Raw genomic sequence first — 26502 nt, forward strand, 5'->3', positions numbered from 1 at the left:
TGAGTCACACTGTCGCGTGACCTTCCGCCTCACCGTCCTGGGCACCGCCACGCCCTACCCCCGCCCCGGCAACCCCTGCTCCGGCTACCTGCTGCGCAGCGAGCACACCGCCGTGTGGGTCGACGCCGGCCCCGGCACCCTCGCCGAGCTGCAACGCCACCACCGCCCCGACCTCCTCGACGCCGTCTGGATCTCCCACACCCACGCCGACCACGCCGCCGACCTCCTGCCCTACTACTACGCACTGCTCTTCGCCGACCAACAACCCCACGCGCCCATCCCGCTCTACGGCCCACCCGGACTCGCCGACCGCCTGGAAACCTTCCTCGCCGGCGCGTCACCCAACCCGGCCTCCGCCGCCTTCGACGTCCACGAACTGCACGACGGCCACCGCGCCGAGATCGGCGACCTCACCCTCACCAGCCGCGCCGTCGAACACGGACTGCCCGCCTTCGGCCTGCGCGCCACCCACGACGACGCCGTGTTCGCCTACTCCGGCGACACCGGCCCCTGCCGCGCCCTCGACGACCTCGCCGACGGCGCGGGCCTCTTCCTCTGCGAAGCCGACGGCAGCGGACCCCACCACTGCTCCCCCGAAGACGCCGCCGCGGCCGGCCGCCGCGCCCGACGCCTCCTGCTCACCCACGTCGGCCACACCGTCGGCACCGTCGAAGCCGCCGAACGCGCCCGCGCCGCCGTCGCCCGCCCAGGTGAAACCTTCACGATCAGGTGAGCCCGCAGGTGGAATCCACCCCACCCCACCCGCTCACCGACGCGATACCGCGAAGAACGCAGAAACCCCCCACTACCTAAGACGCCCCATAACCCGCCGAGGTTGCATTACGCGCAACACACCACACCCCGGGTAAATCACTGCCGAAAGTCACCACATCACCACCACAACGAACATCGACACCACCATTCAAACGAACGTCCCACCACCACACCCCTACCCCCACCAACCCCGCCACCAGCGCCGACCCGCCCCGAGCACCACACCCGGCAGACCCTTCACCACATCCCCGCCACCCCGACGAATGACCCACGATCGCCACCAACACGTAACCCGGCGCACCCCGGACCAACACACGTCGACCACTCCGACCGACCCACTTGGGGGGAACATGCCCACCCCCCACGACCAACCCAGTAGGCTGCCTCGTCGCCACCTCTGGATAGCCGGTATCCCCGGTGCACGGGTGGAACCACGAGGGGCCAACACGCAAGGGGAAGGGCGTGGCAAGGGGATGGGCGTTCCACACGGCAGAAGACTGACCGCCGGTCGTACGAGGCAACCATGAACGCCATCGACATCATGCTCCCCCACTACGGGGACATCTCGTACCTCAAGACCGCCGTGCGCAGCGTCATCGCCCAAGACGACGACAACTGGCGCCTCACCGTCATCGACGACAGCGTCACCGACAACGACCTCCCCGCCTGGTTCGACGCACTGCGCGACGACCGCGTCCGCTACCGCCGCAACCACCGCAACCTCGGCATCAACGCCAACTTCCAGCAGTGCCTCGACCTCGCCGAACACGACTTCCTCGTCGTCATGGGCTCCGACGACGCCCTGCTGCCCAACTACGTCGGCACCATCCGCCGCACCGCCCAGCGCTACCCCGACGCCGACGTCGTCCAAGCCGGCGTCGAAGTCATCGACCGCGACGGCAACGTCGTCAAACCCCTCACCGACCGCGTCAAGCGCAACCTCTACGCCCCCGACACCTCCACCCCCAAGGTGATGGCCGGCGAAGACCTCGTGGTCAGCCTCCTGCGCGGCAACTGGACCTACTTCCCCTCCCTGTGCTGGCGCCGCGAAGCCCTCAAAGACCTCGGCTTCCGCCCCGGCCTCAGCGTCGTGCTCGACCTCGCCCTCATGCTCGACCTCCTCGAACGCGGCGGCCGACTCGTCGTCGTGCCCGACCTCTGCTTCCAGTACCGCCGCCACGACGCCAGCGTGTCCTCCTCCCTGGCCTCCCTCGGCGGGCGCTTCACCGAAGAGCACGACTTCTTCCTCGACGTCGCCGACCACATGCAGCACATCGGCTGGCACCGCGCCGCCAAAGCCGCCCGCCTGCACCTCTCCTCCCGCCTCCACGCCCTGCTCATGCTGCCCGGCGCCGTCACCTCCAGGCAGACCGCCAGCGCGAAACTCCTCGTCCGCCACGCATTCGGAACCACCAAACCCGTGAGGAAGTGATCGACGGTGCTGTCTACCGCGCCAGAACAACCGCCGCGGACCAGCCCCGAGCACACCCCGCCGCCGCCACCCACCGCACAACCCCGCCGAGGCCGCCTCTTCGCCGCCGAAGCCGTCGTGTCCGTGGCCGCCGCTGCGCTGATGGTGTTCCTCGCCCGCGGCATCGAGGTCAACCCCCTCGACCGGATCGGCCAGATCAGCGGCCTCGCCGGACTCCAACTCCGGTACGCCCTCATCGCCCTCGTGCTGCTGATCCTCCTGGTCGTCACCGCCCGCGTCCGCTGGGCCGCCCACGCGCCCACCGCCCGCCGACTCGCCGCCGCCGCGGCCTCCGGCCTGTTCAGCGGACTCGTCGCCGGCGCGATCCTGATCGCCCTGCGCGGCACCTCCTGGGGCCTGTTCGCCCTCTACGGCGACGCCGGCACCCTCAGCGACTGGGCCCACGTCCTCATGGACACCGGCACCATGAAACCCGACTACCCACCGGGCTGGATCCACGTGATCGCCTGGTACTCCCAGCTCACCGACACCGCCCCCGAGAACGCCCTCAAGCCCCTGCAGATCGCCGGCACCGCCCTGTTCGGCCCCGTCGCCTACCTCGCCTGGCGACTCCTGCTGACCCCCATGTGGGCACTCGCCCTCGGCGTGCTCCCCGCCATCGTGCTGATCGAGCCGTACAAGCCCTACACCACGATCATGCTCGTCGTGATGGTCCCCGTGCTGCTCGCCCTGCTCCGCCGACTCCGGCGCGCCGGCGACACCACCTGGCGCGGCATCGTCCTGCCCGCCATCGGCTTCGGCCTCGCCCTCGGCCTCATCTTCCTCATCTACTCCGGCTGGTTCGTCTGGTCCGCACCCGGCATCGTGGTCGCCGCCCTCGTGCTGTTCCCCTGGCGCACCGGCTGGGCCAAGGGCCTCACCCTCCTCCTCGTCACCGCCGGCGTCTTCGTCGCCGTGTCCTCCCGCCACCTCTTCGGCCTGCTGGACGCCTCCGGCTCGGTCAAGGACCGCTACTTCTACTGGGACACCTGGACCGAACCCACCTACATCGCCATGTGGCGCACCGACCTCCCCGGCACCACCGGCCCCTGGCCGCCGCCCGGCGAGATCGGCGGCGTCGGCCTGTTCACCATCCTCGCCCTCGTCGGCCTGGCCACCGCCATCGCCGTCGCCCGCAGCCGCACCATCGTCATCACCCTCACCTGCGTCTTCGCCGGCGCCTGGCTGCTGCGCTTCCACTTCGGCTCCCAGATGTACGCCGCCGACGCCGTGCAGCTCTACCCCCGCAGCACCGCCGAACTCCTCTACTGCCTGCTCCTGCTCACCGGCTTCGCCGCCTACTACGGCGTGCGGCGCTTCGACGCCGTCACCCGCGTCCGCGCCGCCCTCTCCTCCCCGTCACTCGGCCTCGGCGCGCTCGTGGCGGTGTTCCTGCTCCTGGCCTCCGCCGGCTCCTCGATCGGCGACCGCTACATGCCGCGCGTCGACAACTCGCTCGGCGTCCTGGCCACCGCCTCGCACCTGACCAGGCAGACCGACGGCAACTGCCCGGCCTACAACCACACCCTGGGCAAGGGCTGCTACGGGAAGAACGACCCGCGCTACCACCTGGCGCTGGAGGAACTGGCCGAGCTGAGCCTCAAGCCCGGCGAGCTGCGGCACCCCAGCTCGGGCAACGGCTGACCGGACAGCACACCGGGATGGCGGCGGGGCGGTCGGAGACATCCGGCCGCCCCGCCGCCATCCGCCCGGACGTGCGGCCGCCACCCGACCGGGGGAAGATCGAGACCGTGATGACGCTGACCGCGACCGTGCTCGACGCACCCGACGCCCAGTCCCTCGCCCGCTTCTACCGCGACCTGCTCGGCTGGCCCCTGCGGGACGACGAGCCGGGCTGGGCCACGCTGCGCCCGACCGACGGCGGCGCCGGGCTGTCGTTCCAGACCGAGCCCGACTACCGCCGCCCCACGTGGCCCGCCTCCGGCGACGACCAGCGGATGATGGCCCACCTGGACATCAAGGTCGACGACCTGGAAGCGGCCGGGGCCCGGGCGGTGGCGGCGGGCGCCACGCTCGCCGACTTCCAGCCGCAGGACGGCGTGCGCGTCTACCTCGACCCGGCAGGCCACCCGTTCTGCCTGTTCCTCGAGGGCTGGTGACCGCCCGCCGTCAGAGCGGTCCGATGGCCCGGGTGATCGAGTCCAGGACACCGGGGAACCGGTGCTCCATCTCCGCGCGCCGCAGCTCGTGGGTGCGGTAGCTGCCCTGCGGCGTCACGCGCAGCACCCCGGCCTCGCGGAGCACCTTCAGGTGGTGCGACAGCGTCGACATGCTGACCGGCACGTCGAACTGCCCGCACACGATCCCGCCCGATCGGGCCAGCTCGGCCACGATCCGCAGCCGGACCGGGTCCGCGAGCGCGCTGAGCACGGTCGCGAGACGCATGTCCTCCACGTCCGGGTGTTGTAGAGCGCGCACGGTCTCGCATAGTAGCGCCTCGGGACCAGTGGTCTATTAGTCCACACTGAAGGTATTAAAGTTATCAACGATGTTAGGATGAGCGCGTGACCTTGCCGGAGCCGGTGCGCGCGGAACTCGACCGGGTGCGGCACGCGGCGCTGGTGGACTTCGCCGCGTTGGAGCAGGTGCGCCGCCGGTTCGACGCCGAGCAGGCCGACGCGCTGTCGGGCTACCTGCGAGCCGCCCAGTCCGCCAACACGCTGCGCGCCTACCGCTCGGACTGGGTGGGCTGGGCGGCGTGGTGCGAGGCCGAGGGGCGGGTGGCGTTGCCCGCCGACCCGGTCGACGTGGCGGTGTACCTCGCGGTCGCGGCGGACGCGGCGAAACCCGACGGCTCCCCCGCGTTCAGCCCGTCCACCCTGGAACGCAAGGCGGCGGCGATCGCCGCCGTGCACGCCGCCGGCGGCCTGCCCTCCCCCACCCGGTCGGACGTGGTGCGGTTGACGCTGCGCGGCATCCGCCGCACTCGGCAGGCGCAGCCCAAGCGCAAGCGGCCGGTGCTGCTGGGCACGTTGGAGGCGCTGCTGGCGGAGCTGCCGCCCCCGGGCTGGCCCACGGGGCCGGCACGGCGGCGTGACGCGCTGCTGCTGCTGGTGGGGTTCGCGGGCGCGTTGCGGCGCAGCGAGCTGGCGGCGGTGGCGTTGCAGGACGTCACGGTCGACGTGGACCCGCGCACGCACGAGCCGCTGCTCCTGGTCGAGCTGGGCGTGACGAAGACCGACCAGACCGGCGCGCACCGGCAGCGCGTGGTGCTCCCCCGCGGCGCGCGGCGGCCGACGTGCCCGGTGTGCGCGTACGCGGACTGGGTCGACGTGCTGACCGCGCCGCAGCCGCGGGCGTTGCTGGAGGACGAGGGCGCCCCGTCGACGACCCACCGCTGCCACTCCTACCAACCCGCTCCGGCGCGCGGCCCGTTGTTCCCGTCGGTGAGCCGGCACGGGAAGGTGGGCGCCCGGTCCATGTCGGACCGGGCGGTGTCGGACGTGGTGAAGCGGTACGCGGCGCGGGCCGGGCTGGACCCGGCGCTGTTCGGCGGGCACTCGTTGCGTGCGGGGTTCGCCACGCAGGCGGCGCTGGGCGGCGCGAGCGACCGGGAGATCATGCGGCAGGGCCGCTGGACGAACCCGCGCACCGTGCACCGCTACATCCGCACCGCGAACCCGTTGGAGGACAACGCGGTCACCCGCCTCGGACTGTGATCAAGGGCGCACGGTCGGTTGTTAACTTCTAACACGTCCCGTCCGTCCGGGCGGAACCGAACGGGCTAGCCGGTTAGGGCGTCGGCCCGCTTGCGCGGTTTGTTTCCACGGCGTTTCCAGGTGCGTTGAGCTGCGGTTTTGGCCGCTTGGTCGCGGTGGGTGGGCAGGCTGACCTGCGCAAGCGGCGCGTTGCCGCCGGGCGCCCAGCCCGTAAGAGGGCGTTTACCGGCGCTTTGACGCCAATACGATCGTCCCCACGAGGCCGCCCGCCCCGGCCAAGCGCACCGTGGCCCCCGGACTACCCTGCACTGTCCGGGGGCCACGCGCTGCTCGCACCGCCCGCGTCAGGCGCCGGTCGTGCCGCCCACGACGGCGTCGGAGGACGGCGGCTCCTCGACCTTCTCCGGCGGCGGCGCCAGCACGGACAGGTCGCCGCCGTTGTCGTTCACGCGCAGCACGAACGGCCGCGTCTCGGTGTACTGGACCACGGACACCGACGCGGGGTCGACGACGATGCGCTGGAAGCCGTCGAGGTGGACGCCGAGCGCGTCGGCCAGGACGGCCTTGATCACGTCGCCGTGGCTGCACGCGACCCACACGGCGCGGGGCCCGTGCTCGGCGGTCACCCGGGCGTCGTGCGCCCTGATCGCGGCCACGGCGCGCGCCTGCACGGTCGCGAGGCCCTCCCCCTCCGGGAACACCGCGGCGGACGGGTGCTGCTGCACGACCGACCACAGGGGCTCGGAGAGCAGGTCCCTGATCGCGCGCCCGGTCCACTGGCCGTAGTCGACCTCGGCGAGGTCGGGCTCGACCGCGGCGTCGAGGCCGAGCCGGTCGAGCAGCGGCGCGAGGGTCTGCCGGCAGCGATCCAGCGGGGAGGTCACCACGGCGGCGACGGGCACGCCCGCGAGCCGGTCGACCAGCTCGGAGGCCTGCGCCACGCCCCGGTCCGACAGCGCCACGCCGGGTTGGCGGCCCGCGAGGACGCCCGCTCCGTTGGCGGTGGAGCGGGCGTGTCGCAGCAGGATGACGGTAGCCACGGGGCCAACCCTATGTCGGGTTGATGAGCCCCATCGACAGCAGGCCCATCAGGACGATGCCGAGCAGCAGCCGGTACCACACGAACGCCGAGTAGCTGTGCTTGGAGACGTAGCGCAGCAGCCAGGCGATGGTGGCGTAGCCGACGGCGAACGAGATGATCGTGGCGACGATCATCTGCGGGACCGAGGCGGCGTTGGGTTCGGCGCGTTCGAGCACGTCCGGGATGCTGAAGATGCCGGCGCCGAACACCGCGGGCAGGGCCAGCAGGAACGAGTAGCGGGCCGCCGCGGCGCGGTCCAGGCCGAGAAACAGGCCCGCGGTGAGCGTGCCGCCGGAGCGGGACACGCCGGGGATCAGCGCCATGGCCTGCGCCAGGCCCATGCCCACGGCGTCCTTGAGCTGCAGCTTGTCACGCACGTGCGAGGCGAACTGGTCGGCGAGCCCGAGCAGCAGGCCGAACACGATCAGCATCGTCGCGGTGATCCACAGGTTGCGCAGCGACGACCGGATCTCGTCCTTGAACAGGTAGCCCAGCACGCTGATCGGGATCGAGCCGATGATCACGTACCAGGCCATCCGGTAGTTCTCGCTCGCGCGGGCGGCCTTGCTGAACAGGCCCTTGAACCAGGCCCCGATGAAGTTGCCGATGTCCTTGGCGAAGTAGATCAGCACGGCCACCTCGGTGCCCAGCTGGATGACCGCCGTGAAGGACGCGCCCGCGTCGTTGCCGAAGAAGAGTGTCGAGACGATCCTGATGTGACCCGACGAGGAAATGGGCAGGAATTCCGTGAGTCCTTGGACGAGTCCGAGGACAATGGCCTGCAACCAGCTCAACTACCCACTCCTGCCAGATCCAGAGCTTCGGTCGCCGTGCGGAGCGCGGCGATCCCCTGCTCGAGATCTTGCAGCATGGGCGAAAGGGTGAGGGTGGTGACCCCCGCTTCGGCGTAGGCGCGCATCCTCTCGGCGATGCGCTCCTTGGCCCCGAGCAGGGAGGTGCCGTCGAGGAAGCCGAGCGGGAGCGCGGCCATGGCGCCGTCGTAGTCGCGGGCGAGGTAGCGGTCCTGGACCTCGGCGGCCTCGGCGGCGAAGCCCATGCGCACGGCGTTGTCGTTGTAGAAGTTCTTCTTCCGGCTGCCCATGCCGCCGACGTAGAGCGCCGCGTAGGGCCGGACCTGGTCGGCGCAGGCGCGCCAGTCCTCGCCGACGACCATCGGCACGGTGGCGGCGATGTCGTACCCGTCGAGGGTCTTGCCCGCCTTGTCGCGACCGGCCTTGAGGGAGGCGAGCGCGTCGCCGGAGTGCTCGGGCGAGAAGAACAGCGCGAGCCAGCCGTCGGCGATCTCGCCGGCCAGCTCGACGTTCTTCGGGCCCACGGCGGCCAGGTAGACCGGGATGTGCTCGCGCACCGGGTGCACGGTCAGCTTGATGGCCTTGCCGGGGCCGTCGGGCAGCGGCAGGGTGTAGTGCTCGCCGGCGTAGGACAGCCGCTCGCGGCGCAGCGCGGCGTTGACGATGTCGACGTACTCGCGGGTGCGGCCCAGGGGCTTGTCGAACCGCACGCCGTGCCAGCCCTCCGACACCTGCGGGCCGGACACGCCGAGGCCGAGGCGGAACCGGCCGCCGGACAGGGAGTCCAGGGTGGCGGCGGTCATCGCGGTCATCGCCGGCGTCCGCGCGGGGATCTGGAGGATCGCGCTGCCCACGTCGACGCGCGTGGTCTGCGCGGCCACCCACGCCAGGACCGTGGGCGCGTCGGAGCCGTAGGCCTCGGCGGCCCACACCACCGAGTAGCCCAGTCGGTCGGCTTCCCTGGCCAGTTCGAGGTTCGCGGCGTCGTTGCCCGCGCCCCAGTACCCGAGGTTCAGTCCCAGTCGCACGAACCGGGACCCTACCGGTCGGTAACCTGGTTGGCCAGGGCGACACCCCCGACGGCGTGTCCCCGATCGTGACGGGATCCGCCCTTGACAAGCGCGTGCCACGGGCCGCCGGAATGTCGATCACCCCTTAGGCTCCCCCGCGTGGAACAGCGATACCTCGGGCGCAGCGGACTGCGGGTCTCCCGGATCGCCCTGGGCACGATGACCTGGGGCCGGGACACCGACGCGGACGAGGCGGCCACCCAGCTGCTCGCCTTCACCGAGGCGGGCGGCACCCTGGTGGACACCGCCGACGTGTACGTGGAGGGCGAGAGCGAGCGGATCCTGGGCGGCCTGCTGGGCGAGGTCGTGCCGCGGGACGAGCTGGTGATCGCGACGAAGGCCGTGGCGCGGCGCAACGACGGCCCGTTCGGCGGCGGGGCGTCGCGCGGCGCCCTGCTGCACGCGCTGGACGGGTCGCTGCGCCGGCTGGGCGTGGAGCACATCGACCTGTGGCAGCTGCACGCGTGGGACGCGAACGTGCCGCTGGAGGAGACGCTGTCGGCGTTGGACGCGGCGGTGGCGTCGGGCCGGGTGCGCTACGCGGGGGTGTCGAACTACTCGGGCTGGCAGCTGGGCACGGCCGCGGCGCTGCCGGGGCACACGCCGCTGGTGTCGACGCAGGTGGAGTACTCGCTGCTGGAGCGGGGCGTGGAGCGCGAGGTGGCGCCGGCGGCGCAGCACCACGGCGTCGGGCTGCTGCCGTGGGCGCCGTTGGGGCGCGGTGTGCTGACCGGCAAGTACCGCAACGGCACGCCGTCGGACTCGCGGGGCGCGTCGGCGCACTTCGCCGGGTACGTGGAGCAGCACCGCACCGAGCGGGCGGCGCGGATCGTGCAGGCGGTGGCGACGGCGGCGGACGGGTTGGGCACGAGCGCGTTGTGCGTGGCGCTGGCGTGGGTGCGCGACCGGCCGGGCGTGGTGGCGCCGGTGGTGGGCGCGCGGGACACGGGCCAGTTGCTGGGGTCGTTGGCGGCGGAGGAGCTGACGTTGCCGCCGGCGATCCGGGCCGCGCTGGACGACGTGAGCGCGGTGGAGTTCGGCTACCCGGAACGGCCGCTGGTCTGACCCGCGCCTCCCCCGCGCTCCGAGCCGCAGGGGAAGAAGTCGTGCCACTCGACCGTCGTGCCGATGAGGGTCGGCGGGGTCCGGGTCACCGGTCCGGCGGAGGGTTGCCGAGCAGGGTGTCGTCCACCAGCCGGAACCACTCGCGCACCCCGCCGAGCTGGCCTTCGAGCCAGGTGGCGACGTCCGCGGCGAGGTCGAGGGCGCGGGGCGTGCGGACGTGGCCGGCGAGGTGCTCGACGAGGGTCTGGATGCGCCGCACGGGCGGCGGGTGGTTGCCCGTGAACGGGACGGCGAGGCCCAGCTCGTCGGCGAGCCGGTCGGTGACCTCGTGCAGGAACAGCACCAGCAGCACCGCCCCGACCAGGCACGGCTCGTGCGCCTCCAGCTCGCGGTGCCCGAGGTCGTCCAGGGTGCGCAGCATGATCGTGGCGGCGACGCGGTCGGCCTCGTGCTCCCGCGGCCAGCCGACCGACTGGGCGTCGAGCGGGCCGACCGGGGTGTGGGGGTCGGTGCGGCGGCGGGCGTGCACCAGGTGCCCGGACACCACGTGCCCGACCTCGTGCGCCAGCACGAACTGGGCGCCGCGCCGGGCCATCAGCGAGACCAGCGCGGCGCGCTGCCCGGACAGCTCGGGCAGCCGCCGGGCCTGGACCGCCCCGTTGCCGTACAGGTGGGCGTTGACCGCCTCGGCCAGGGCGTAGGTCGCATGCTCGGGGGTCAGCAGGGGTGGCGTGCCGTAGTTCGGCAGCGCCCCGGTCATGATCTTCAACACGGTGTCGAGCAGGTCCAGCAGCGAGGTGTTGACCAGCACGAGCACGCCGCGGCCGGGCACGGGGACGCTCAGCGCGTCGAGGACGCCGGTGGGGAACACGCCCGCCAGCAGCGGGGTGGCGGTCTCCCAGCCGGCGGCGCGGGCCAGGCGCAGCACCTCGGGTTGCAGCGCGTCGAGCAGGCGCTGCTGGTCACGCAGGTGCGCGGGCCGGTAGGCGGCCGGCCGGACCCGCACGTCGACCAGCCGCGTGAGCAGGTCCGACAGCGGCTCGGCGGCCACCTGCGTCCACGTGTGGTAGCGCTCGCCGGTGTCGGCCGGGTGCGCCGGCGGGTCGAGGTGGTCGGCCACCCGCCGGTCCCGCAGCAGTTGCACGTGCCGGTTCCGCAGCTCCTCGACCGTCATGGCGACGCCTCCCGTTCACCTGGGATAGTCGTCGGGAAAAGCGCGGAGGTACGGGTGGAGCGCGACTATCACCTGCCCAGACCAACGACAACACCCGCCCCCTGCGTGACGATGGCCGTTCGGTGATGGATGCTGGGAGGGCTGAACGGGGTCGACTGGGAGGTCCGACGTTGCGCCGACTGGCGGCGGTAGTGCTCACCGGGGTCGTGGTGGTCTCGGGTTGCGCGACCGAGGAGAACCCGGCCGATCCGCTGCAGCTCGCGGCGACGTTGGAGCCCGCGCGGCCCGCCGCGTCGCCGGCGCAGGCGGGTGTCCCGGAGGGTCGGGTGGTGCCCTCCGGAGGGGCCGCGGCGGTCGCGGTCGCGGGCGGTCGGGTGGCGGTGGCGGTGACCGATCCGCCGTCGGTGGCCCTCTACCCCGTGGACACGCTGGGTGACCCGGTGGTCGTGCCGTTGCCCGGTCCGGCCGAACGGTTGGTGACCGTCGGTGACGCGGTGGAGGCGGTGGTGCCCGCCGGTGTCGTGGTGACGATCAGGCCGGACGGCACGACGTCGCAGCGCGCGGTGGACGGCGCCCCGGTGGACGTGGCGCGGGTGGGTGACCGGACGTTGGTGGCGCAGCGCGACCTGCGTCAGGTGTCGGTGGACGGGCACGTGGTGCGCGGCATCTCCAGCCCGGACCGGCTGGTCGCGGTGGACGGCGCGGCGGTGGTGCTGGACCGGCCGCGCAGCGCGGTGTTCGACCTGGACCCGACCGCCGACGGCCCCGGCGCGGGGCTGCGCGCGGGCGAGGGCGCGACGAACGCGGTCGCCGACCGGTTCGGCCGGGTGCTGGTGGTGGACACGCGCGGCGGTGAGCTGATGGCGTTCTCCACCGGTCCGCTGATCATGCGGTTGCGCTACCCCGTGCCGGGTGGCCCGTACGGGATGGCCTACGACGAGACGCGCGACCTGGTGTGGATCACGCTCACGGAGCGCAACGAGGTCGTGGCCTTCGACGTGGCCGGCGCGGAGCCGGTGGAGGAGCACCGGTTCGCCACGGTCCGCCAGCCGGACTCGGTGGCGGTCGATCCAGGCAGCGGGCGCGTGTTCGTCGCGTCCGGGGACGGCGCAGGGATGCAGGTGATCGGATGACGGGCGACGGGGTGGTCGACGGGGATTGGGAGTACCGGCCGCTGCGGCTGCCGGCCGGTGTCTCCCGCCGCACGGCGACGACGCAGCTGGCGATCCACGCGGAGTTCGCCGGGTGGGAGCTGTCGCGGACGTTGTTGTTCGGCGACGGCTCGCGCAAGGTGTGGCTGCGCCGCAAGCGGACGGCCGCCGTGATGCCGGGTGTGATCACCTAGGACCGGTCCGGCGCGGTCCTTCGCGCGTCACCGTCGCGGGGGTGACGGCGGGTTCGTCCGGCCCTCGTGGTGCACCACCACACCTGTGGTACCACAGGTGTGGTGGTGCGGTCTCGGGCCGCGCCTTCCGCCGGCTTCCGTCCGCTGTGGACGACGAAACCCCCGCGACGGGCTTCTGTTCCGTTCCGGTTCGGCCCGGCGGCGGGCGAGGCCGATCACCGCGGCGGACGGGTCCACGGTGGACGGACCTCCGGCACGGGCGACTGCTTGCGGCGCCCCGGGTTCAGTCGGTGTCGGTGAGGGCGGTGGCCGGGTCGCGGTGCGGGGCGCCGGTGGGCCACCAGTCGCCGTCGGTGGCGCGGTAGGGGTACCAGCGGCCGTCGCGGCCGTAGCGGAGTTGTCGGTCGTGGACGGTCCAGCGGTTGCGCCACACGGTGGGTTCGGGCAGTTCGCCGCCGGCCCAGGCGGCGCGGGCGCGGGCGGTGTCCGGCTTCCCGGGCGTCCACGAGTGTTCCAGGACGTCGAGGGCGCCGACGCCGCCTTGTTGCCAGGCGCGGACGGCGCGCGGGTCGACGTCGAAGCGGTCGCGCAGGGCGGGGTGGGCGGCGGCCATGCGGATGTGGTCGCGGCGGTCGTCGGGCGCGGGCCACTGGCCGGTGGCGAGCACCTCGCGGGCCTTGGCGGCGGCGTCGGCGACGAGCAGCCGCAGCACGTCGACGTCGAGGCCGGGTGCGGGTTCGAACTCGGGCAGCGGGCCGAGGTCGGCGGGCGGCGGGTCGTCGGGCAGGTCCGCGACGGGGCGGGCGTAGGCGGCGGTGGCGAGGACGCCGGCGGTGGGCCTGGCGCCGGCGACGACTTCCTCCTGGTCGCGTCCCCGCAGGAGCAGCAGCACCCACGGGTCGGCGTCGAGCAGCCAGGACGCCTGGTGGCACAGGGCGGCGGCGTGGCGGCAGGGCAGTTCCCAGCCGGGGCAGGTGCACTCGGGGTCGAGGTCGCCGATGCCGGGCAGGAGCGGCACGCCCGCGTCGGCGGCGGCGTCGGCGAGTTCGCGGGGCATCTCGCGGTCGAGCAGCGCGGCGAGGTGCCCGGACTTGGCGGCGACCTGGCCGAGGAACCGGTCCCACTCGGCGTCGGTGAGCGGGGCGAGGTGGACGGAGGTCCGGTAGGTGTCCTCGGTGTCGTAGACGGTGGCGGCGATGCGACCGGGGCTGACGGTGATGGTGCCGACGAGCCCGGCGTGGGCGTACTTGCGGCCCTGCCGCAGCGGAGCCTGGTCCAGCGAGGTGTCCTCCAGGGCCTTCAACCACGCCTTGCCCCACCAGGAGCGGGCGTGGCGCACGCCCTTGCCGAACGCGGGGAAGCCCTTGACGCGGTCGCTCATGTGCCGCTCCGGAGTTCGACCAGGTTGCCCAGCTCGTCGTCGGACAGTTCGGTGAACGCGGCGTCGCCGCGGGACAGGACGGAGTCGGCGAGGTCGCGCTTGGCGCGCAGCATCGCGGCGATGCGGTCCTCGATGGTGCCCTCGGCGATGAGCCGGTGCACCTGCACGGGCCGGGTCTGGCCGATGCGGTGGGCGCGGTCGGTGGCCTGGTCCTCGACGGCGGGGTTCCACCACCGGTCGTAGTGCACGACGTGGTCGGCCCGGGTGAGGTTGAGGCCGGTGCCCGCGGCTTTGAGGGAGAGCAGGAACACCGGGCACTCGCCGTCCTGGAAGCGGCGCACCATGTCCTCGCGGGCGGGCACGGGTGTGCCGCCGTGCAGGAGTTGGCTGGGGATGCCGCGGTCGGCGAGGTGGCGTTCGATGAGGCGGGCCATGGCGACGTACTGGGTGAACACGAGCACCGCGCCGTCCTCGGCGAGGATGGTGTCGAGCAGTTCGTCGAGCAGTTCGAGCTTGCCCGAGCGGCCCGCGAGCTTGGGCGAGCTCTCCTTGAGGTACTGGGCGGGGTGGTTGCAGACCTGCTTGAGCCCGGTGAGGAGCTTGACGATCCGGCTGCGGCGGGCGATGCCGTCGGCTTCGCGGACCTCCGCCATGAGCTCCCGCACGACGGCTTCGTAGAGCGCGGCCTGTTCGCGGGTGAGGGAGACGGGCTGGTCGGTCTCCGTCTTCGGCGGCAGTTCGGGCGCGATGCCGGGGTCGGTCTTGCGGCGGCGCAGCAGGAACGGCCGCACGAGCCGGGCGAACCGCCGCGCGGTGTCCTGGTCGCGGTCGCCCTCGATCGGGCCGGCCCAGCGGGCGGCGAACTCCGGCCTGGTGCCGAGCAGGCCCGGGGTGGTCCAGTCGAGGATCGCCCACAGCTCCGAGAGCGTGTTCTCCACGGGGGTGCCGGTGAGCGCGACGCGGGCGCGGGCGGGGATGCGGCGCAGGGCCTTGGCGGTGTCGGAGGCCGGGTTCTTCACGTGCTGCGCCTCGTCGGCGACGACCATGCCCCAGTCGACGTCGGCGAGCCGGTCGGCGTCCAGCCGCATGGTGCCGTAGGTGGTGAGCACGAAGCCCTCGTGCGCGACGTCGCGGCGGGGGCCGTGGAAGCGGCGGACGGGCACGCCCGGCGCGAAGCGCTCGATCTCGCGCTGCCAGTTGCCCATCAGCGACGCGGGGCAGACCACGAGGGTGGGGCCGGGGTCGCGCCGGTCGCGGTGCAGGTGCAGCGCGATGAGCGTGACGGTCTTGCCCAGGCCCATGTCGTCGGCCAGGCACGCGCCGAGGCCGAGCGAGGTCATGCGGTCCAGCCAGCGCAGGCCGTGCAGCTGGTAGTCGCGCAGGGTGGCGCGCAGCGCGGGCGGGGCGGGGACGGGGTCGTCGTCGAGGTCGGTGAGCCGGGACCTCAGCTCGGCCGGCCAGCCCGTGGCGACGACCTCGGCCTCGACGCCGCCGACGCGGGTGGTGCCGGTGAGGGCCGCGCCGAGCGCGTCGATCGCGGTGACGGGTTCGAGGGCGCGTTCGCGGGCGCGGCGGGCGAGTTCGGGGTCGACCAGGGTCCAGCGGTCGCGCAGCCGCACGACGGGGCGGGTGGCCTCGGCGAGCAGGTCGAGCTCGGCGGGCGTGAGCGGGTCCTCGCCCAGGGCGAGCTGCCAGTTCACGGAGGTGAGCTGGTCGTGGCCGAAGAACGCGGAACCGGAGGACGAGGGCCGGTCGGCGGGGCGTTCGCCGATGACGACCTTGGCCGACAGGTCGCGCACCAGGTCCTTGGGCCAGTGCACGTCCACGCCGGCGCCGGCCAGGCGGACCGCGCCGGTGGCGAGCAGGTGCTCCACGTCGGAGTCCAGGAGGGCGACCTCGTCGGGCACGGGCTGGTCGAGCAGCCGTTCCAGGGGCGGCCAGGCGCGGGCGGCGCGGCGCAGGGCGACCGTGGCGTCGGCCCGGGACCGCTGGTTGGCCGACGCCCACAGCTCGGCGGCGTCGACCACGCGGGCCGGGTCGGCGAGGCTGTGCACCTGCACGACGGCGCGGAACGGGCCGAAGCCCTCGATCCGCAGCGAGATGCGCACGCCCTGGTCGGCCCAGTCGCGCAGGTGCGGCACCCGCTGGGGCGCGGTGGCGGCGAACGCGGGCGCGCCGGCGGCGTGCACGGCCGCCGCGCCGCGCGGCATGGTGTCGGCGACGGCGTCCAGGAACGCGCGCAGCAGCGGTTCGGCGTCGGGCAGTTCGAGCGGTGCGCGACCCGGCAGCGGGACGGCCCTGGCGTGCGCGGGCATCGCGTCGGCCAGGTCGCGGACGCGGGCGTGGTCGGCGGCGTCGAGCGGGCCGAGCAGCCAGGCGTCGAAGTCGCCGTCGGTGACCGCGGGCCGCACCCGGCCGCGGGCGACCAGCTGCAACGCCACCACCACGGCCGCGCCCCAGAACGCGGTGGCGGGGTGGGCGTGCGGCGCGCGGCGGGCGCGGCTGAGCATCGGCACGGCCTCGGACACGGGCAGCCGCAGGGCGGGGACGCTCCGCCGGACGCCGTCGGGCGTGGCGATGGTGAGCCGGTCGGGTCCGGGGGCGCCGACCGCGTCACCGGCGGGAGGCGGGTCCTGGGCGGGGTAGAAGGCGATGGTGGACGTGCGTGGCGGGTCGGCTGCCTCGAAGACGGCCGCGTACCGCTCCAACCCTGTGTTCAGCGCTCCCCCTCGCTACTCAAGTTTGAGTATAGCCCAGCTGCCGGGTGTGCCGGGCGATCCCGGCTCGCCCGCCATCGGGTAGGCGCCCGCTTCGAGGCGGTCGACCAGGCCCCGCGTCCACTCCACCCCGCTGGCCGCGATGTGCTCGGACAGCCCGTACAGCTCCTTCACGTGCGGCGGTTCGCCCCACTGCCCCGCCTGCTCGCGCGCCGCGTCGCGCCGCGCCCGCAGCGCCGCCAACCGCTCGGTGAGCAGGCCGACGGCCTCCGCCCGCGACAGCGACGGCAGCAACGCCAGCCCGGCGGCCAGCAGGTCGGGCCGCGCCTCCGGGCGGCGCAGCGCGTCGCGCAGCAGCTTGCGGTACTCGGCCTCCCCCTTGGGGGTGATCTCGTAGTCCGTGCGGCCCGGCGGCACCGAGTGGTCGGTCAGGCAGCCGTCCTTGGTGAGCTGCTTGAGCGCGTGGTAGAGCGAGCCCCACTTGACGTTGGCCCACTCGCCCGCGCCCCACGACATCAGGTCGTTGCCGATCAGGTAGCCGTGGGCGCGCCCGTAGCCGCGCACCACCCCGAGCACCAGCAGCCGTGTTGCCGACATCGCGTCCTCGTCCAGCGGTATCCGGGGTTCCGCGATCCCGGTTTCGCCGATCAGGGTAGATCGCCGAGGATGGGCCGGTGACGCTCGCCAGGATCGACGACGCCCAGCGGCGGGCCCGCCTCGCCGTCCGACACCTCCTGACCACCCGCGCCGCCGCCGTGGAGGACGTGGCCGAGGCGGTGGTCGGCCTGCACGCCACCGACCCGGCCACCGTGTTCCTGTCCGCGTGCGCCCGCTTGGCGCGGCCCTCGGTGGCGGAGGTGGAGGCCGCGTTCTACGACCGGGGCACGCTGGTCCGGCTGCTGTGCATGCGCCGCACCATGTTCGCCGTCACCGCCGCGACCGCGCCCGTGGTGCAGGCCGCCGCCGGCGCCGCCATCGCCGTGAAGGAACGCCGGAAGCTGCTCGACTTCCTGGCCGAGGGCGTCGGCTGGGACGCCGACCGCCTCGCCGAGGTCGAGCGGGACACCCTGCGGGCGCTGGCGCGGCGGGGCGAGGCCACCGCCGTCGAGCTCACCCGCGACGTGCCCGCCCTGCTCGAACAGGTCGTCGTCGCGGCCGGCAAGCCCTACGAGACCCGGCAGAACGTGTCCAGCCGGATCATCCGCGTGCTGGCCGCCGACGGCCGGCTGCGCCGCGGCCGGCCCCTCGGCACGTGGCTGAGCACCCAGTTCCGCTGGGCGCCCGCCACACCGTGGCCCGAGCTCGACCCCGACGAGGCCCGCGCCGAGCTGGCCCGCCGCTGGCTCGCCTCCTACGGGCCCGGCGCCGAGGCCGACCTCAAGTGGTGGACCGGCTGGAACCTCGGCCACACCCGCAAGGCCCTCGCCGCGGCGGGCGCCGTCGCGGTCGAGCTGTCCAGCGGCCCCGGCTACGCCCTGCCCGACGACCTCGAACCGGTCGAGGAGCCGGAGCCGCGGGCCGCGCTGCTGCCGGCCCTGGATCCGACCCCGATGGGGTGGCAGGCTCGCGACTGGTACCTCCCCGACCGGCACCGGCCGCGCCTGTTCGACACCGCGGGCAACGTCGGCCCGACCGTGTGGTGGAACGGCGCGGTCGTCGGCGGGTGGTCCCAACGCGCGGACGGCGGACTGGTGTGGGAGCTGCTCGACGACGTCGGCGCCGAGGCGGAGGCCGCGATCGCCGGGGAGGCGGACCGGGTGGCGTCCTGGCTCGGCGGGGTGCGCGTGATCCCCCGCTTCCGGACACCGCTGGAGAAGGAGCTGACGACGTGATCGTGCTGCGGAAGGTGGACGACGCGGCGGTCGAGCGGCTGCTCGACCTCGCGGTGGCCGACGCCGACCCCGCCGACGTGATGCCGCCGGGCTGGACGGCCGACCGGCCCGACGAGTTCCGCGACTTCTACCGCGGCTTCCAGGACGACGCCTACGAGATCGTGCGGGACGACCGCACCGTCGGCATGATCCGGCTCACCGCCGAGGGCGAGACCGGCATCTGGGTCGCCCGCCGCGCCCGCGGCGACGGCGTCGGGCTCGCCGCGCTGCGCCGCGTGATCGAGCAGGCGCCGCGACGCGGCGTCACCACGATCGTCGCCGACACCACCACCGGCAACACCGCCGCCCTGACCGTCCTGCGCAAGGCCGGCGCCACCCTCGACGTCGACGGTGCCCGCGTGCTCGCGCGCATCACCGTGCCCGTCGGAACCGTGCCGGCCGAGTCGCCGCCCGACTCCCCCGAGCCGCCCCCGACCCGACTCGACGGCGGGGTCGGGACCTGACGGGCCGGTCGGTCAGGTCCCGGACCTGCGGAGCTTGGCGTGCAGCGCGCGGCGGGCGACCGGCCCGAGGTCCTGCACCACGTCGACGAGGACCGCCAGGCGCTCCAGGGCGTCCAGCGCGGCGTGCGCGCCGGCGGGGTCGACGCCCTCGAACAGCTCCAGGCCGATGAACCCCGCGCACACGGCGCGGGCCAGCCCGGCGGTGTCCACCAGGTCGACCACCGGGGAGCCGGCCAGCAGCCGCTCCAGCGCCCGCTCGACCGGCCCGACCCACAGCCGCAGCGCCGCCGCCGTCGCCCCGGCCAGCGCCGGGTCCCCCTGCGCGCCGGCCAGCATCTGGGCGAGCACCATGACGTTGCCCTGCTCGCGTTCCTCGGCGTGCAGCCGCCTACCCAGGTCCAGCAGCTGCCGCAGGTCGGCGACCTCGTCCAGCCGGGCCGCGAACGGCGCGACCCTCGCCTCGGTCGAGGCCAGGCACGCCGCTTCCAGCAGCTCGTGCACGCTGCCGAAGTGGTAGAACACCAAGGCCTGGTTGACGCCGGCGGTGGCGGCGATCGTGCGCGCGGACGTCCCGGTGAGGCCGTGCCGCCGGATCGTCTCGATCGCGCCGTCGATCAGTCGCTGTCGGGTGTCGGCCATGCCATCACGGTAGGGGCGCGGCCACGCGGACCTCCGCCGGGCGTGCGCACAGGTAGGGCCGGGCGAGCACCAGCGCGGTCGCGGTGAGGCCGAGCCCGGCGAACACCGGCGCCAGGTGGCCCGCGTCGGTGTAGCCGATGACGCCGTGCACCACGAGCGCGGGCAGGAACCCGGCGGCCGCGGCGAGCGCGAGCGACCACCACACCCACGCCTCGCCCCGGCGCCACCCCCACGCGCCGAGCAGCGTGATCGCGGCGGCCGCGGCCATCAGCGCCCCGCCGAACCCCGCCCGGTCGTGCGCGACGAACCCCGGCAACCGGGGGTTGGCCGCGTGCAACGCCTCCGGGCCGGTCCGCAGGAACTCCAGGTCGCCGGCCACGAACACGTCCGACAGGCCGACCGCCGACACCACCACGCCGCCCACGAAGAGCCCGGACCCCGTGCACACCAGCAGCAACTGCCCGACCAGCGCCCGCCGCCGCTCGCGCTCGGGCCCGTCCGGGCGCACCGTCCACCGCGGACCGCCCGGCCGACGCCGCGTGGCGGCCACGAACATCGGGAACAGCACCACGACCGCCAGGGTGTGCAGCGGCTCCACGAACCCGACCCCGAGGAAGTAGAGCAGCGTCGGGAACCCGATCCACCCGGAGACGAGCAACGCCTCGCGCGCCCACGGCCGGCCCGTCCGCAGACCGCCCGCCGCCAGGCCCGCGTAGAGCACGCCGATCGCCACCATCGTCCCGGCCATGGTGATCCGGTCGTGCTGCAGGAAGCGCACCAGGTGGTGGTTGATCCCGTGCAGCCGGTCGACGTCCGCGCCCAGGTAGCCGCGGTCGTACCACAGCAGCACCGGGCCGAGGGTGATCGCGGCGGCGCCCAGGCCGGCGACGACCATGCCCAACCCGAGCAGCGTGCCCCACCACCACGCCGGCCACCGCCGCGGATCACGGCCGACGTCGCGCACCGACGGCGCCGGACCGGTGGGCGTCACCGCCTCGACCACCCGCGCGAAGAAGCCCGGACCGGCCTGCACCAGCACGTCCGGCGTGACCAGGACCGCGGTGGCCGGGTCGGCGAGCAGGGCCGCGGCACGCGCCGGGGACGCGGAGGTCAGGTGGACCACGTCGGGACCGGCGCCGACCCGGACCGCGTCGACGTGCGGCGACAGCACGTCCGCCACCGCCCGCTCCGTCGCGCGCACCACCACCGGCACCCGTCGACCCGCGGCGGCCGCACGCACCACGCCCACGTCGGCGAGCCCGACCGGCGCCACCTCGACGACTCCCGCGCCCAGCAGCGGCAACGCCCGGATCGCGTCCCGCGCCACGTCCGGCGGCACCACGGCGCCGAGCCGGTTGCCCACCGGCACGCCGGCGACCTCACCGGCCAACGCCGCCGACGGGTGACGGTGCCCGAACCCCCACGACACCAGCCGGCCACCGCCCGGCCACGACCCGACCGCGGCCAGCGTCCGCAACGCGACCCGCCGGGAGCGACCGGTCCCCAGCAGCGCGGCGGCGATCCCCCGCAACGGGTGGTAGGTCCAGTCGGGCACTAGCGACCTGCGCCGTGCGGCGCGCGGTCGGACGACGGCGGGTTCCACCCGAGGACCGGCGCCACGGCACGCAGCGCGACCGCGGCCGGGGTCAGCCTGGCGGCGAGATCGCGCGCCACCACCGCGGGCGGCCACGTCCACCGGGCCACCCGGCCCAGCCGCGCCGAACGCCGCGCCACCGCCCGCGTCCGAGGCCCGCGCGACCGGTCGTAGCGGACCAGCGCCGATCCCACGCTCGCGGCCGAAACGAGGCAGTCGGCCAGCACGACCGCGTCCTCCAGCGCCTGCCCCGCGCCCTGGCCCAAGGCCGGGTCCATCGCGTGCGCCGCGTCGCCCAGCAACGCCACCCGGCCGCGCACGTAGCTCGCCAACGGCGGCACGACGTGCACGTCGTGCCGCACCACACCGCCCTCCGGCACCGCCGCCACCAGCGCGGGCACCGGGTCCGGCCAGGCGCCGAACCGGGCGCGCACGGCGGCCGGCTCACCCTCGGCAGCCGCGCCACCGGCGGGCACGGCCGCCGTCCCGAAGCAGTAGAACCGGCCGCCCGGCAGGCCGGTGAACCCGAACCGCTCACCGCGACCCCAGATCACCGCCCCCTCCGCGGGCGGCTCGGCGACGGGCCCGGTGATCATCCGCCACGCCGTGCACCCCGCGTAGCGCGCGGGCTCCGCCTCCGGCCACCACTGCCGCCGCACCCCGCTGTGCACGCCGTCCGCGCCGACCACCAGCTCCGCCCGCACGACCCCGCCCCGGTGCTCGACCACCACGGCGTCGCCGTCCGGCCGCACCGCCCGCACCTCGGCGTCCGCCGGCAGGCACTCCGGTGGCAACGCCTCCGCCAGCACCCGGACCAGGTCCGCCCGGCGCACCACCACCAGCGGCATCCCGTGCCGCCGGGCGATCTCCGCGTTGTCCGTCCGCGACAGCCAACGACCGGAACGGCCACGCACGCCGCCCGCCGCCTGCACCGCGCCGACCGCGCGGACCCGCTCCGCCACCCCGAGCGCCGCGAGCGCGCGCATCGCGTTGGGCCACAGCGCGAGCCCCGCCCCGACCTCGCCGAACCCCGCCGCGTGTTCCAGCACCACGACCCGGCACCCGACCCGGCGCAGCGCGACCGCCGCCGCCAGCCCACCGATACCGCCACCCACCACGACCACAGTCCGCCCGACCACCGGCCACCCCCCGTATTTGAGCGAGTGCTCAAAACGGAGGGTAGCCAGTTTTGAGCACCCGCTCAACACCCGGTCTACGGCCCGACCGAACCGATCACCACGGTCGCCGACAACTCCTCGTCCGACACGACCTCCCCGCGCAACCCGCCCGCCGCGAACGCCCGCACCGTCCCCGACGCCTGCCGCGCACCCGTCTCCACCAGCAACCGCCCACCCGGCGCCAGCCACCGCGCCGCGCCCGCGATCACCCGCCGCTGCACGTCCAGACCGTCCGCCCCACCGTCCAACGCCACCCGCGGCTCGTGCTCACGCGCCTCCGGCGGCATCAACCCGATCGCCTCCGTCGGCACGTACGGCGCGTTCGCCACCAGGACGTCGACCCGCCCCGCCAACGACACCGGCAACGGCTCGTAGAGATCACCCGCGTACACCCGGTCCGCGCCGACGTTGCGACGAGCACACGCCACCGCCGCCGGGTCCACGTCCACCGCGTGCAACTCCACCCCCGGCACCCGGTCGACCACCGCCGCGCCCACCGCACCCGAACCGCAGCACAGGTCCACCACCACCGAACCCGACCGCGCCACCCCCACCGCCACCCGCACCAGGAACTCCGTGCGCCGACGGGGCACGAACACCCCCGGCTCCACCACCACCCGCAACCCGCAGAACTCCGCCCACCCCACCACCTGCTCCAACGGCAACCCGGCCACCCGCCGCGCCGTCAACAACTCCAACTCCTCCGGACCGCGCGCGGCGGCCACCAACAACCGCGCCTCGTCCTCGGCGAACACACACCCGGCCGCACGCAACCGCGCGACGACATCAACATCCATGGGAACGAACGCCTCTCGCGTGAAACCCGAGGGCGCCCCTCACACCGCCACGACGCGGCCGGGAGCGACCCGATGCACACCAGCAGAAATGGGTCCCACCTCCCTCGTCCGCGCCAACCGCCACACCGTATATCACCACGCACCGAACTCAGCCCCCGCCGGCGCGCGCCCGCGCCACCGCCGCCTCCACGCCGTCCAACAACACCTCCAACCCCGTCACGAAGTTCCCCACCGCGTCCCGCTCCAGGTACGGCACGTCCTCCTCCCCCGCCACCTCCGGCGGCTCCTCCGCGCCCAGCCACGCCGACAACGGGAACCGCTCGGCGAAGTCCGGCACCACCTCCTCGAACACCCCCGACCGCGAGAACCACCACTCCTCGTCCGTCATCCCCGTCTCCCGCGCCGCCCGCCGCGCCTCCGCGATCACCCCCGCCGCGCCGCGCACGAACTGCACCACCGCGCCCACCACGCCCCGCAACACCGACGCGCCCAACCCGGTCGGCCGCAGGATCCCCAGCAGCACCTCCAGCATCACGAACTCGTTCGGCCCCAGCACCGGCCGCGCCTGCGACACCTGCAACACCCACGGGTGCGCCAGGAAGAACTCCCGCGCGTCACCCGCCCACGCCCGCAACGCCACCCGCCAGCCCTCCTCCAGCGGGTACCGCGACGGCAACTCCCCCAACACCCGGTCGTACATCAGGTCCAACAACTCCGCCTTGCTCGGCACGTGCGTGTACAACGCCATCGCCGAACGCCCCAACCGCTCGCCCACCGCGCGCATCGACAACGCCGCCATGCCGTCCCGGTCCGCCACCTCGATCGCCGCGTCCACGATCACGTCCACCGACAGGCCCGACCCCGCGCCACCACCCGGCGCACGCCACAGCAGCCTCATCGACCGACCCGCGTCACCCTGCCCGGCGAAGACGGCCACTTGCCCACCCCTTACAACGTAAAGTACGGTGCCGCGAGCACCTTACGGCATAAACAAAGCAGGGGGAAAGCCGGCGATGGCCGCACCAGCAGACAGCCACGACGTCATCCAAGTACGCGGCGCCAGGGAGAACAACCTCGCCGACGTCTCCGTCGACATCCCCAAACGACGACTCACCGTCTTCACCGGCGTCTCCGGCTCCGGCAAGTCCTCCCTCGTCTTCGGCACCATCGCCGCCGAGTCCCAACGACTCATCAACGAGACCTACACCGCGTTCGTCCAGTCCTTCATGCCGAGCCTCGGCCGCCCCGACGTCGACGCCCTGCGCAACCTCAGCGCCGCCATCATCGTCGACCAGGAACGCATGGGCGCCAACTCGCGCTCCACCGTCGGCACCGCCACCGACGCCCACACCATGCTCCGCATCCTCTTCAGCCGCCTCGGCCGACCCCACGTCGGCACCTCCGGCGCCTTCAGCTTCAACCTCCCCGAAGGCATGTGCCCCACCTGCGAAGGACTCGGCCGCGTCTCCACCGTCGACGTCGACCAGCTCGTCGACCGCACCAAGTCCCTCACCGAGGGCGCCATCACCGTCCCCGGCTTCACCGTCGACAACTGGTACGTCCAGACCTACGTCCAGTCCGGCTTCTACGACCCCGACAAGAAGCTCCAGGACTTCACCGACGAAGAATGGGACGCTTTCCTCAACCGCGACACCACCAAGGTGAAAATCGGCAAGACCAACGTCACCTACGAAGGGCTCCTGGTCAAGGTCCAACGCCTTTACCTCGGCAAAGACCGCGAATCCATGCAACCCCACGTCCGCGCCTTCGTCGACCGCGCCGTCACCTTCACCGAGTGCCCCGACTGCGGCGGCGCCCGCCTCAACGCCGCCGCCCTCTCGTCCAAGATCGACGGCGTCACCATCGCCGACTGCTCCACCATGCAGATCAGCGACCTCGCCGACTGGGTCGCCAAGATCACCGACCCGTCGGTCGGCCCCGTGCTCACCACCCTCAAGGAACTCCTCGACAACCTCGTCGAGATCGGCCTCGGCTACCTCAGCCTCGACCGACCCGCCGCCACCCTCTCCGGCGGCGAGGCCCAGCGCGTGAAGATGGTCCGCCACGTCGGCTCCGCCCTCACCGACGTCACCTACGTCTTCGACGAACCCACCGTCGGCCTGCACCCCCACGACATCCAGCGCATGAACGACCTCCTGCTCCGCCTGCGCGACAAGGGCAACACCGTCCTGGTGGTCGAGCACAAACCCGAGACCATCGGCATCGCCGACCACGTCGTCGACCTCGGCCCCGGCGCGGGCACGAACGGCGGCCACATCACCTTCACCGGCACCGTCGACGAGCTCCGCGCCTCCGGCACCCTCACCGGCCGCCACCTCGACCACCGCGCCCGGCTCCGCGACCAGGTCCGCACGCCCACCGGCCGCCTGGCCATCACCGGCGCCGCCCTGCACAACCTCAAGCACGTCGACGTCGAGGTGCCCCTCGGCGTCCTCACCGTCGTCACGGGCGTCGCCGGCTCCGGCAAGAGCTCCCTCATCCACGGCTCCCTGGCCGGCCGCGACGGCGTGGTCACCGTCGACCAGGCGCCCATCCGCGGCTCGCGGCGCTCCAACCCCGCCACCTACACCGGGCTGCTCGACCCCATCCGCACCGCCTTCGCCAAGGCCAACGGCGTCAAGCCCGCCCTCTTCAGCGCCAACTCCGAAGGCGCCTGCCCCCAGTGCAAGGGCATCGGCCTCGTCTACACCGACCTCGCGATGATGGCCGGCGTCGCCTCCGTGTGCGAGAAGTGCGAGGGCAAGCGGTTCACCGCCGAGGTCCTCACCCACACCCTGCGCGGGAAGAACATCAGCGAGGTCCTCGGCATGTCCGTCACCGAGGCCCGCGACTTCTTCACCGAGAGGCAGGCCAAGGCCGTCCTCGACCGGCTCGTCGACGTCGGTCTCGGCTACCTCTCCCTCGGCCAGCCCCTCACCACCCTGTCCGGCGGCGAACGGCAACGGCTCAAGCTCGCCATCCACATGGCCGAGAAGGCGTCCACCTACATCCTCGACGAGCCGACTACCGGCCTGCACCTCGCCGACGTCGACCAGCTGCTCGCCCTGCTCGACCGGCTCGTGGACGACGGCAACACCGTCATCGTGATCGAGCACCACCAGGCCGTCATGGCCCACGCCGACTGGATCATCGACCTCGGGCCCGGCGCCGGCCACGACGGCGGCCGGGTCGTCTTCACCGGCACCCCCGCCGACCTGGTCGGCAACGCCTCCACCCTGACCGCCCAACACCTCCGCGCGTACGTGGGCGGCTGACCGTCCAGGCGGTTTGGGGAGTCCTCTTCCGGTGTCGACGTGACCCCGGAAGAGGATTTCTTTCAGTTGACACTGAAGTTATTAAGATTATTGGCCAGTGGGGCGTGCGTCACC

The 26502-nt window shown here is 73.6% G+C and carries 24 protein-coding genes; 11 read left to right on the forward strand and 13 right to left on the reverse strand.

Going from position 1 to position 26502, the window contains the following annotated elements; genetic code table 11:
* Positions 1-16: 16 nt before the first annotated feature.
* The 4 genes from EDD40_RS03100 to EDD40_RS03115 all read left to right on the forward strand — a co-directional run bounded on the left by EDD40_RS03100 (position 17) and on the right by EDD40_RS03115 (position 4365).
* The gene (locus EDD40_RS03100) at positions 17-733 is read left to right on the forward strand and encodes an MBL fold metallo-hydrolase (protein WP_123741553.1); all 717 of its coding nucleotides are present in this window, start codon (positions 17-19) and stop codon (positions 731-733) included.
* 564 nt (positions 734-1297) lie between these two features.
* A complete protein-coding gene (locus EDD40_RS03105) occupies positions 1298-2206 on the forward strand; it encodes a glycosyltransferase family 2 protein (protein WP_123741554.1) in 909 nt (302 codons plus the stop codon).
* Between the two features lie 6 nt (positions 2207-2212).
* Positions 2213-3889, forward strand: a complete 1677-nt coding sequence (locus EDD40_RS03110; protein ID WP_148088666.1) for a hypothetical protein — start codon at positions 2213-2215, stop codon at positions 3887-3889.
* A gap of 110 nt (positions 3890-3999) precedes the next feature.
* Positions 4000-4365 carry a VOC family protein gene (locus EDD40_RS03115; protein ID WP_123747710.1) on the forward strand — a complete coding sequence of 122 codons (366 nt, stop codon included), beginning with the start codon at positions 4000-4002 and terminating at the stop codon, positions 4363-4365.
* 10 nt (positions 4366-4375) lie between these two features.
* Here EDD40_RS03115 and EDD40_RS03120 read toward each other — a convergent pair whose 3' ends face one another.
* Positions 4376-4684, reverse strand: a complete 309-nt coding sequence (locus EDD40_RS03120; protein WP_123741556.1) for an ArsR/SmtB family transcription factor — start codon at positions 4682-4684, stop codon at positions 4376-4378.
* Between the two features lie 86 nt (positions 4685-4770).
* On the opposite strand from EDD40_RS03120, the gene EDD40_RS03125 reads away from it, so the two are divergent.
* Positions 4771-5925 (forward strand): site-specific integrase, encoded by a 1155-nt coding sequence (locus EDD40_RS03125; RefSeq protein ID WP_123741557.1) that lies wholly within the window; start codon positions 4771-4773, stop codon positions 5923-5925.
* A gap of 344 nt (positions 5926-6269) precedes the next feature.
* Here EDD40_RS03125 and EDD40_RS03130 read toward each other — a convergent pair whose 3' ends face one another.
* From EDD40_RS03130 to EDD40_RS03140, 3 genes are read right to left on the reverse strand one after another with little or no spacing between them, the layout of a single operon-like run.
* Complete coding sequence (locus tag EDD40_RS03130; protein ID WP_123741558.1) at positions 6270-6965, reverse strand: histidine phosphatase family protein; 696 nt, start codon at positions 6963-6965, stop codon at positions 6270-6272.
* A gap of 10 nt (positions 6966-6975) precedes the next feature.
* A complete protein-coding gene (locus EDD40_RS03135; RefSeq protein WP_123741559.1) occupies positions 6976-7800 on the reverse strand; it encodes an undecaprenyl-diphosphate phosphatase in 825 nt (274 codons plus the stop codon).
* Entirely contained in the window at positions 7797-8846 is a 1050-nt protein-coding gene (locus EDD40_RS03140) for an LLM class F420-dependent oxidoreductase (protein WP_123741560.1), read from the reverse strand. Before EDD40_RS03140 ends, EDD40_RS03135 begins: the two co-directional genes overlap by 4 nt.
* 141 nt (positions 8847-8987) lie before the next feature.
* Here EDD40_RS03140 and EDD40_RS03145 point away from each other — a divergent pair, with 141 nt between their 5' ends.
* Entirely contained in the window at positions 8988-9953 is a 966-nt protein-coding gene (locus EDD40_RS03145; protein ID WP_123741561.1) for an aldo/keto reductase, read from the forward strand.
* Between the two features lie 85 nt (positions 9954-10038).
* Here the strand turns inward: EDD40_RS03145 and EDD40_RS03150 are convergent, their stop codons facing one another.
* Positions 10039-11127 (reverse strand): M48 family metalloprotease, encoded by a 1089-nt coding sequence (locus tag EDD40_RS03150; RefSeq protein ID WP_123741562.1) that lies wholly within the window; start codon positions 11125-11127, stop codon positions 10039-10041.
* Between the two features lie 170 nt (positions 11128-11297).
* Here EDD40_RS03150 and EDD40_RS03155 point away from each other — a divergent pair, with 170 nt between their 5' ends.
* Together EDD40_RS03155 and EDD40_RS03160 are read left to right on the forward strand one after the other, a co-directional pair.
* On the forward strand, positions 11298-12260 hold the full coding sequence (locus tag EDD40_RS03155; RefSeq protein ID WP_211348069.1) for a YncE family protein: 963 nt from the start codon (positions 11298-11300) through the stop codon (positions 12258-12260).
* Positions 12257-12472, forward strand: a complete 216-nt coding sequence (locus tag EDD40_RS03160) for a DUF5703 family protein (protein WP_123741564.1) — start codon at positions 12257-12259, stop codon at positions 12470-12472. Before EDD40_RS03155 ends, EDD40_RS03160 begins: the two co-directional genes overlap by 4 nt.
* 283 nt (positions 12473-12755) lie before the next feature.
* On the opposite strand, the gene EDD40_RS03165 is transcribed toward EDD40_RS03160, so the two are convergent.
* The 3 genes from EDD40_RS03165 to EDD40_RS03175 form a co-directional block, all read right to left on the reverse strand.
* Positions 12756-13853 carry an SWIM zinc finger family protein gene (locus EDD40_RS03165; RefSeq protein WP_123741565.1) on the reverse strand — a complete coding sequence of 366 codons (1098 nt, stop codon included), beginning with the start codon at positions 13851-13853 and terminating at the stop codon, positions 12756-12758.
* The gene (locus EDD40_RS03170) at positions 13850-16363 is read right to left on the reverse strand and encodes a DEAD/DEAH box helicase (RefSeq protein ID WP_246038287.1); all 2514 of its coding nucleotides are present in this window, start codon (positions 16361-16363) and stop codon (positions 13850-13852) included. Before EDD40_RS03170 ends, EDD40_RS03165 begins: the two co-directional genes overlap by 4 nt.
* 222 nt (positions 16364-16585) lie before the next feature.
* Complete coding sequence (locus EDD40_RS03175) at positions 16586-17167, reverse strand: PadR family transcriptional regulator (RefSeq protein ID WP_123741567.1); 582 nt, start codon at positions 17165-17167, stop codon at positions 16586-16588.
* Positions 17168-17244: 77 nt separating this feature from the next.
* On the opposite strand from EDD40_RS03175, the gene EDD40_RS03180 reads away from it, so the two are divergent.
* On the forward strand, positions 17245-18402 hold the full coding sequence (locus EDD40_RS03180; protein WP_123741568.1) for a winged helix DNA-binding domain-containing protein: 1158 nt from the start codon (positions 17245-17247) through the stop codon (positions 18400-18402).
* A complete protein-coding gene (locus tag EDD40_RS03185; protein ID WP_123741569.1) occupies positions 18399-18905 on the forward strand; it encodes a GNAT family N-acetyltransferase in 507 nt (168 codons plus the stop codon). Before EDD40_RS03180 ends, EDD40_RS03185 begins: the two co-directional genes overlap by 4 nt.
* A gap of 12 nt (positions 18906-18917) precedes the next feature.
* Here the strand turns inward: EDD40_RS03185 and EDD40_RS03190 are convergent, their stop codons facing one another.
* The 5 genes from EDD40_RS03190 to EDD40_RS03210 all read right to left on the reverse strand — a co-directional run bounded on the left by EDD40_RS03190 (position 18918) and on the right by EDD40_RS03210 (position 24050).
* Complete coding sequence (locus EDD40_RS03190) at positions 18918-19544, reverse strand: TetR/AcrR family transcriptional regulator (protein ID WP_123741570.1); 627 nt, start codon at positions 19542-19544, stop codon at positions 18918-18920.
* Positions 19545-19548: 4 nt separating this feature from the next.
* Positions 19549-21099 (reverse strand): hypothetical protein, encoded by a 1551-nt coding sequence (locus EDD40_RS03195; RefSeq protein WP_123741571.1) that lies wholly within the window; start codon positions 21097-21099, stop codon positions 19549-19551.
* Positions 21099-22277: an FAD-dependent monooxygenase gene (locus EDD40_RS03200; RefSeq protein WP_123741572.1), complete on the reverse strand. Its 1179-nt coding sequence runs from the start codon at positions 22275-22277 to the stop codon at positions 21099-21101. Before EDD40_RS03200 ends, EDD40_RS03195 begins: the two co-directional genes overlap by 1 nt.
* Before the next feature lie 74 nt (positions 22278-22351).
* On the reverse strand, positions 22352-23113 hold the full coding sequence (locus EDD40_RS03205) for a putative protein N(5)-glutamine methyltransferase (protein ID WP_123741573.1): 762 nt from the start codon (positions 23111-23113) through the stop codon (positions 22352-22354).
* 148 nt (positions 23114-23261) lie between these two features.
* Positions 23262-24050, reverse strand: coding sequence for a TetR/AcrR family transcriptional regulator (locus EDD40_RS03210; protein WP_123741574.1), 789 nt, complete (start codon positions 24048-24050; stop codon positions 23262-23264).
* A gap of 76 nt (positions 24051-24126) precedes the next feature.
* Between EDD40_RS03210 and EDD40_RS03215 the strand changes: the two genes are divergently transcribed.
* Positions 24127-26388, forward strand: a complete 2262-nt coding sequence (locus EDD40_RS03215; protein ID WP_123741575.1) for an ATP-binding cassette domain-containing protein — start codon at positions 24127-24129, stop codon at positions 26386-26388.
* The last annotated feature ends 114 nt before the right edge of the window (positions 26389-26502 follow it).

This window comes from Saccharothrix texasensis, assembly GCF_003752005.1.
In the GTDB taxonomy this organism is placed as follows: domain Bacteria; phylum Actinomycetota; class Actinomycetes; order Mycobacteriales; family Pseudonocardiaceae; genus Actinosynnema; species Actinosynnema texasense.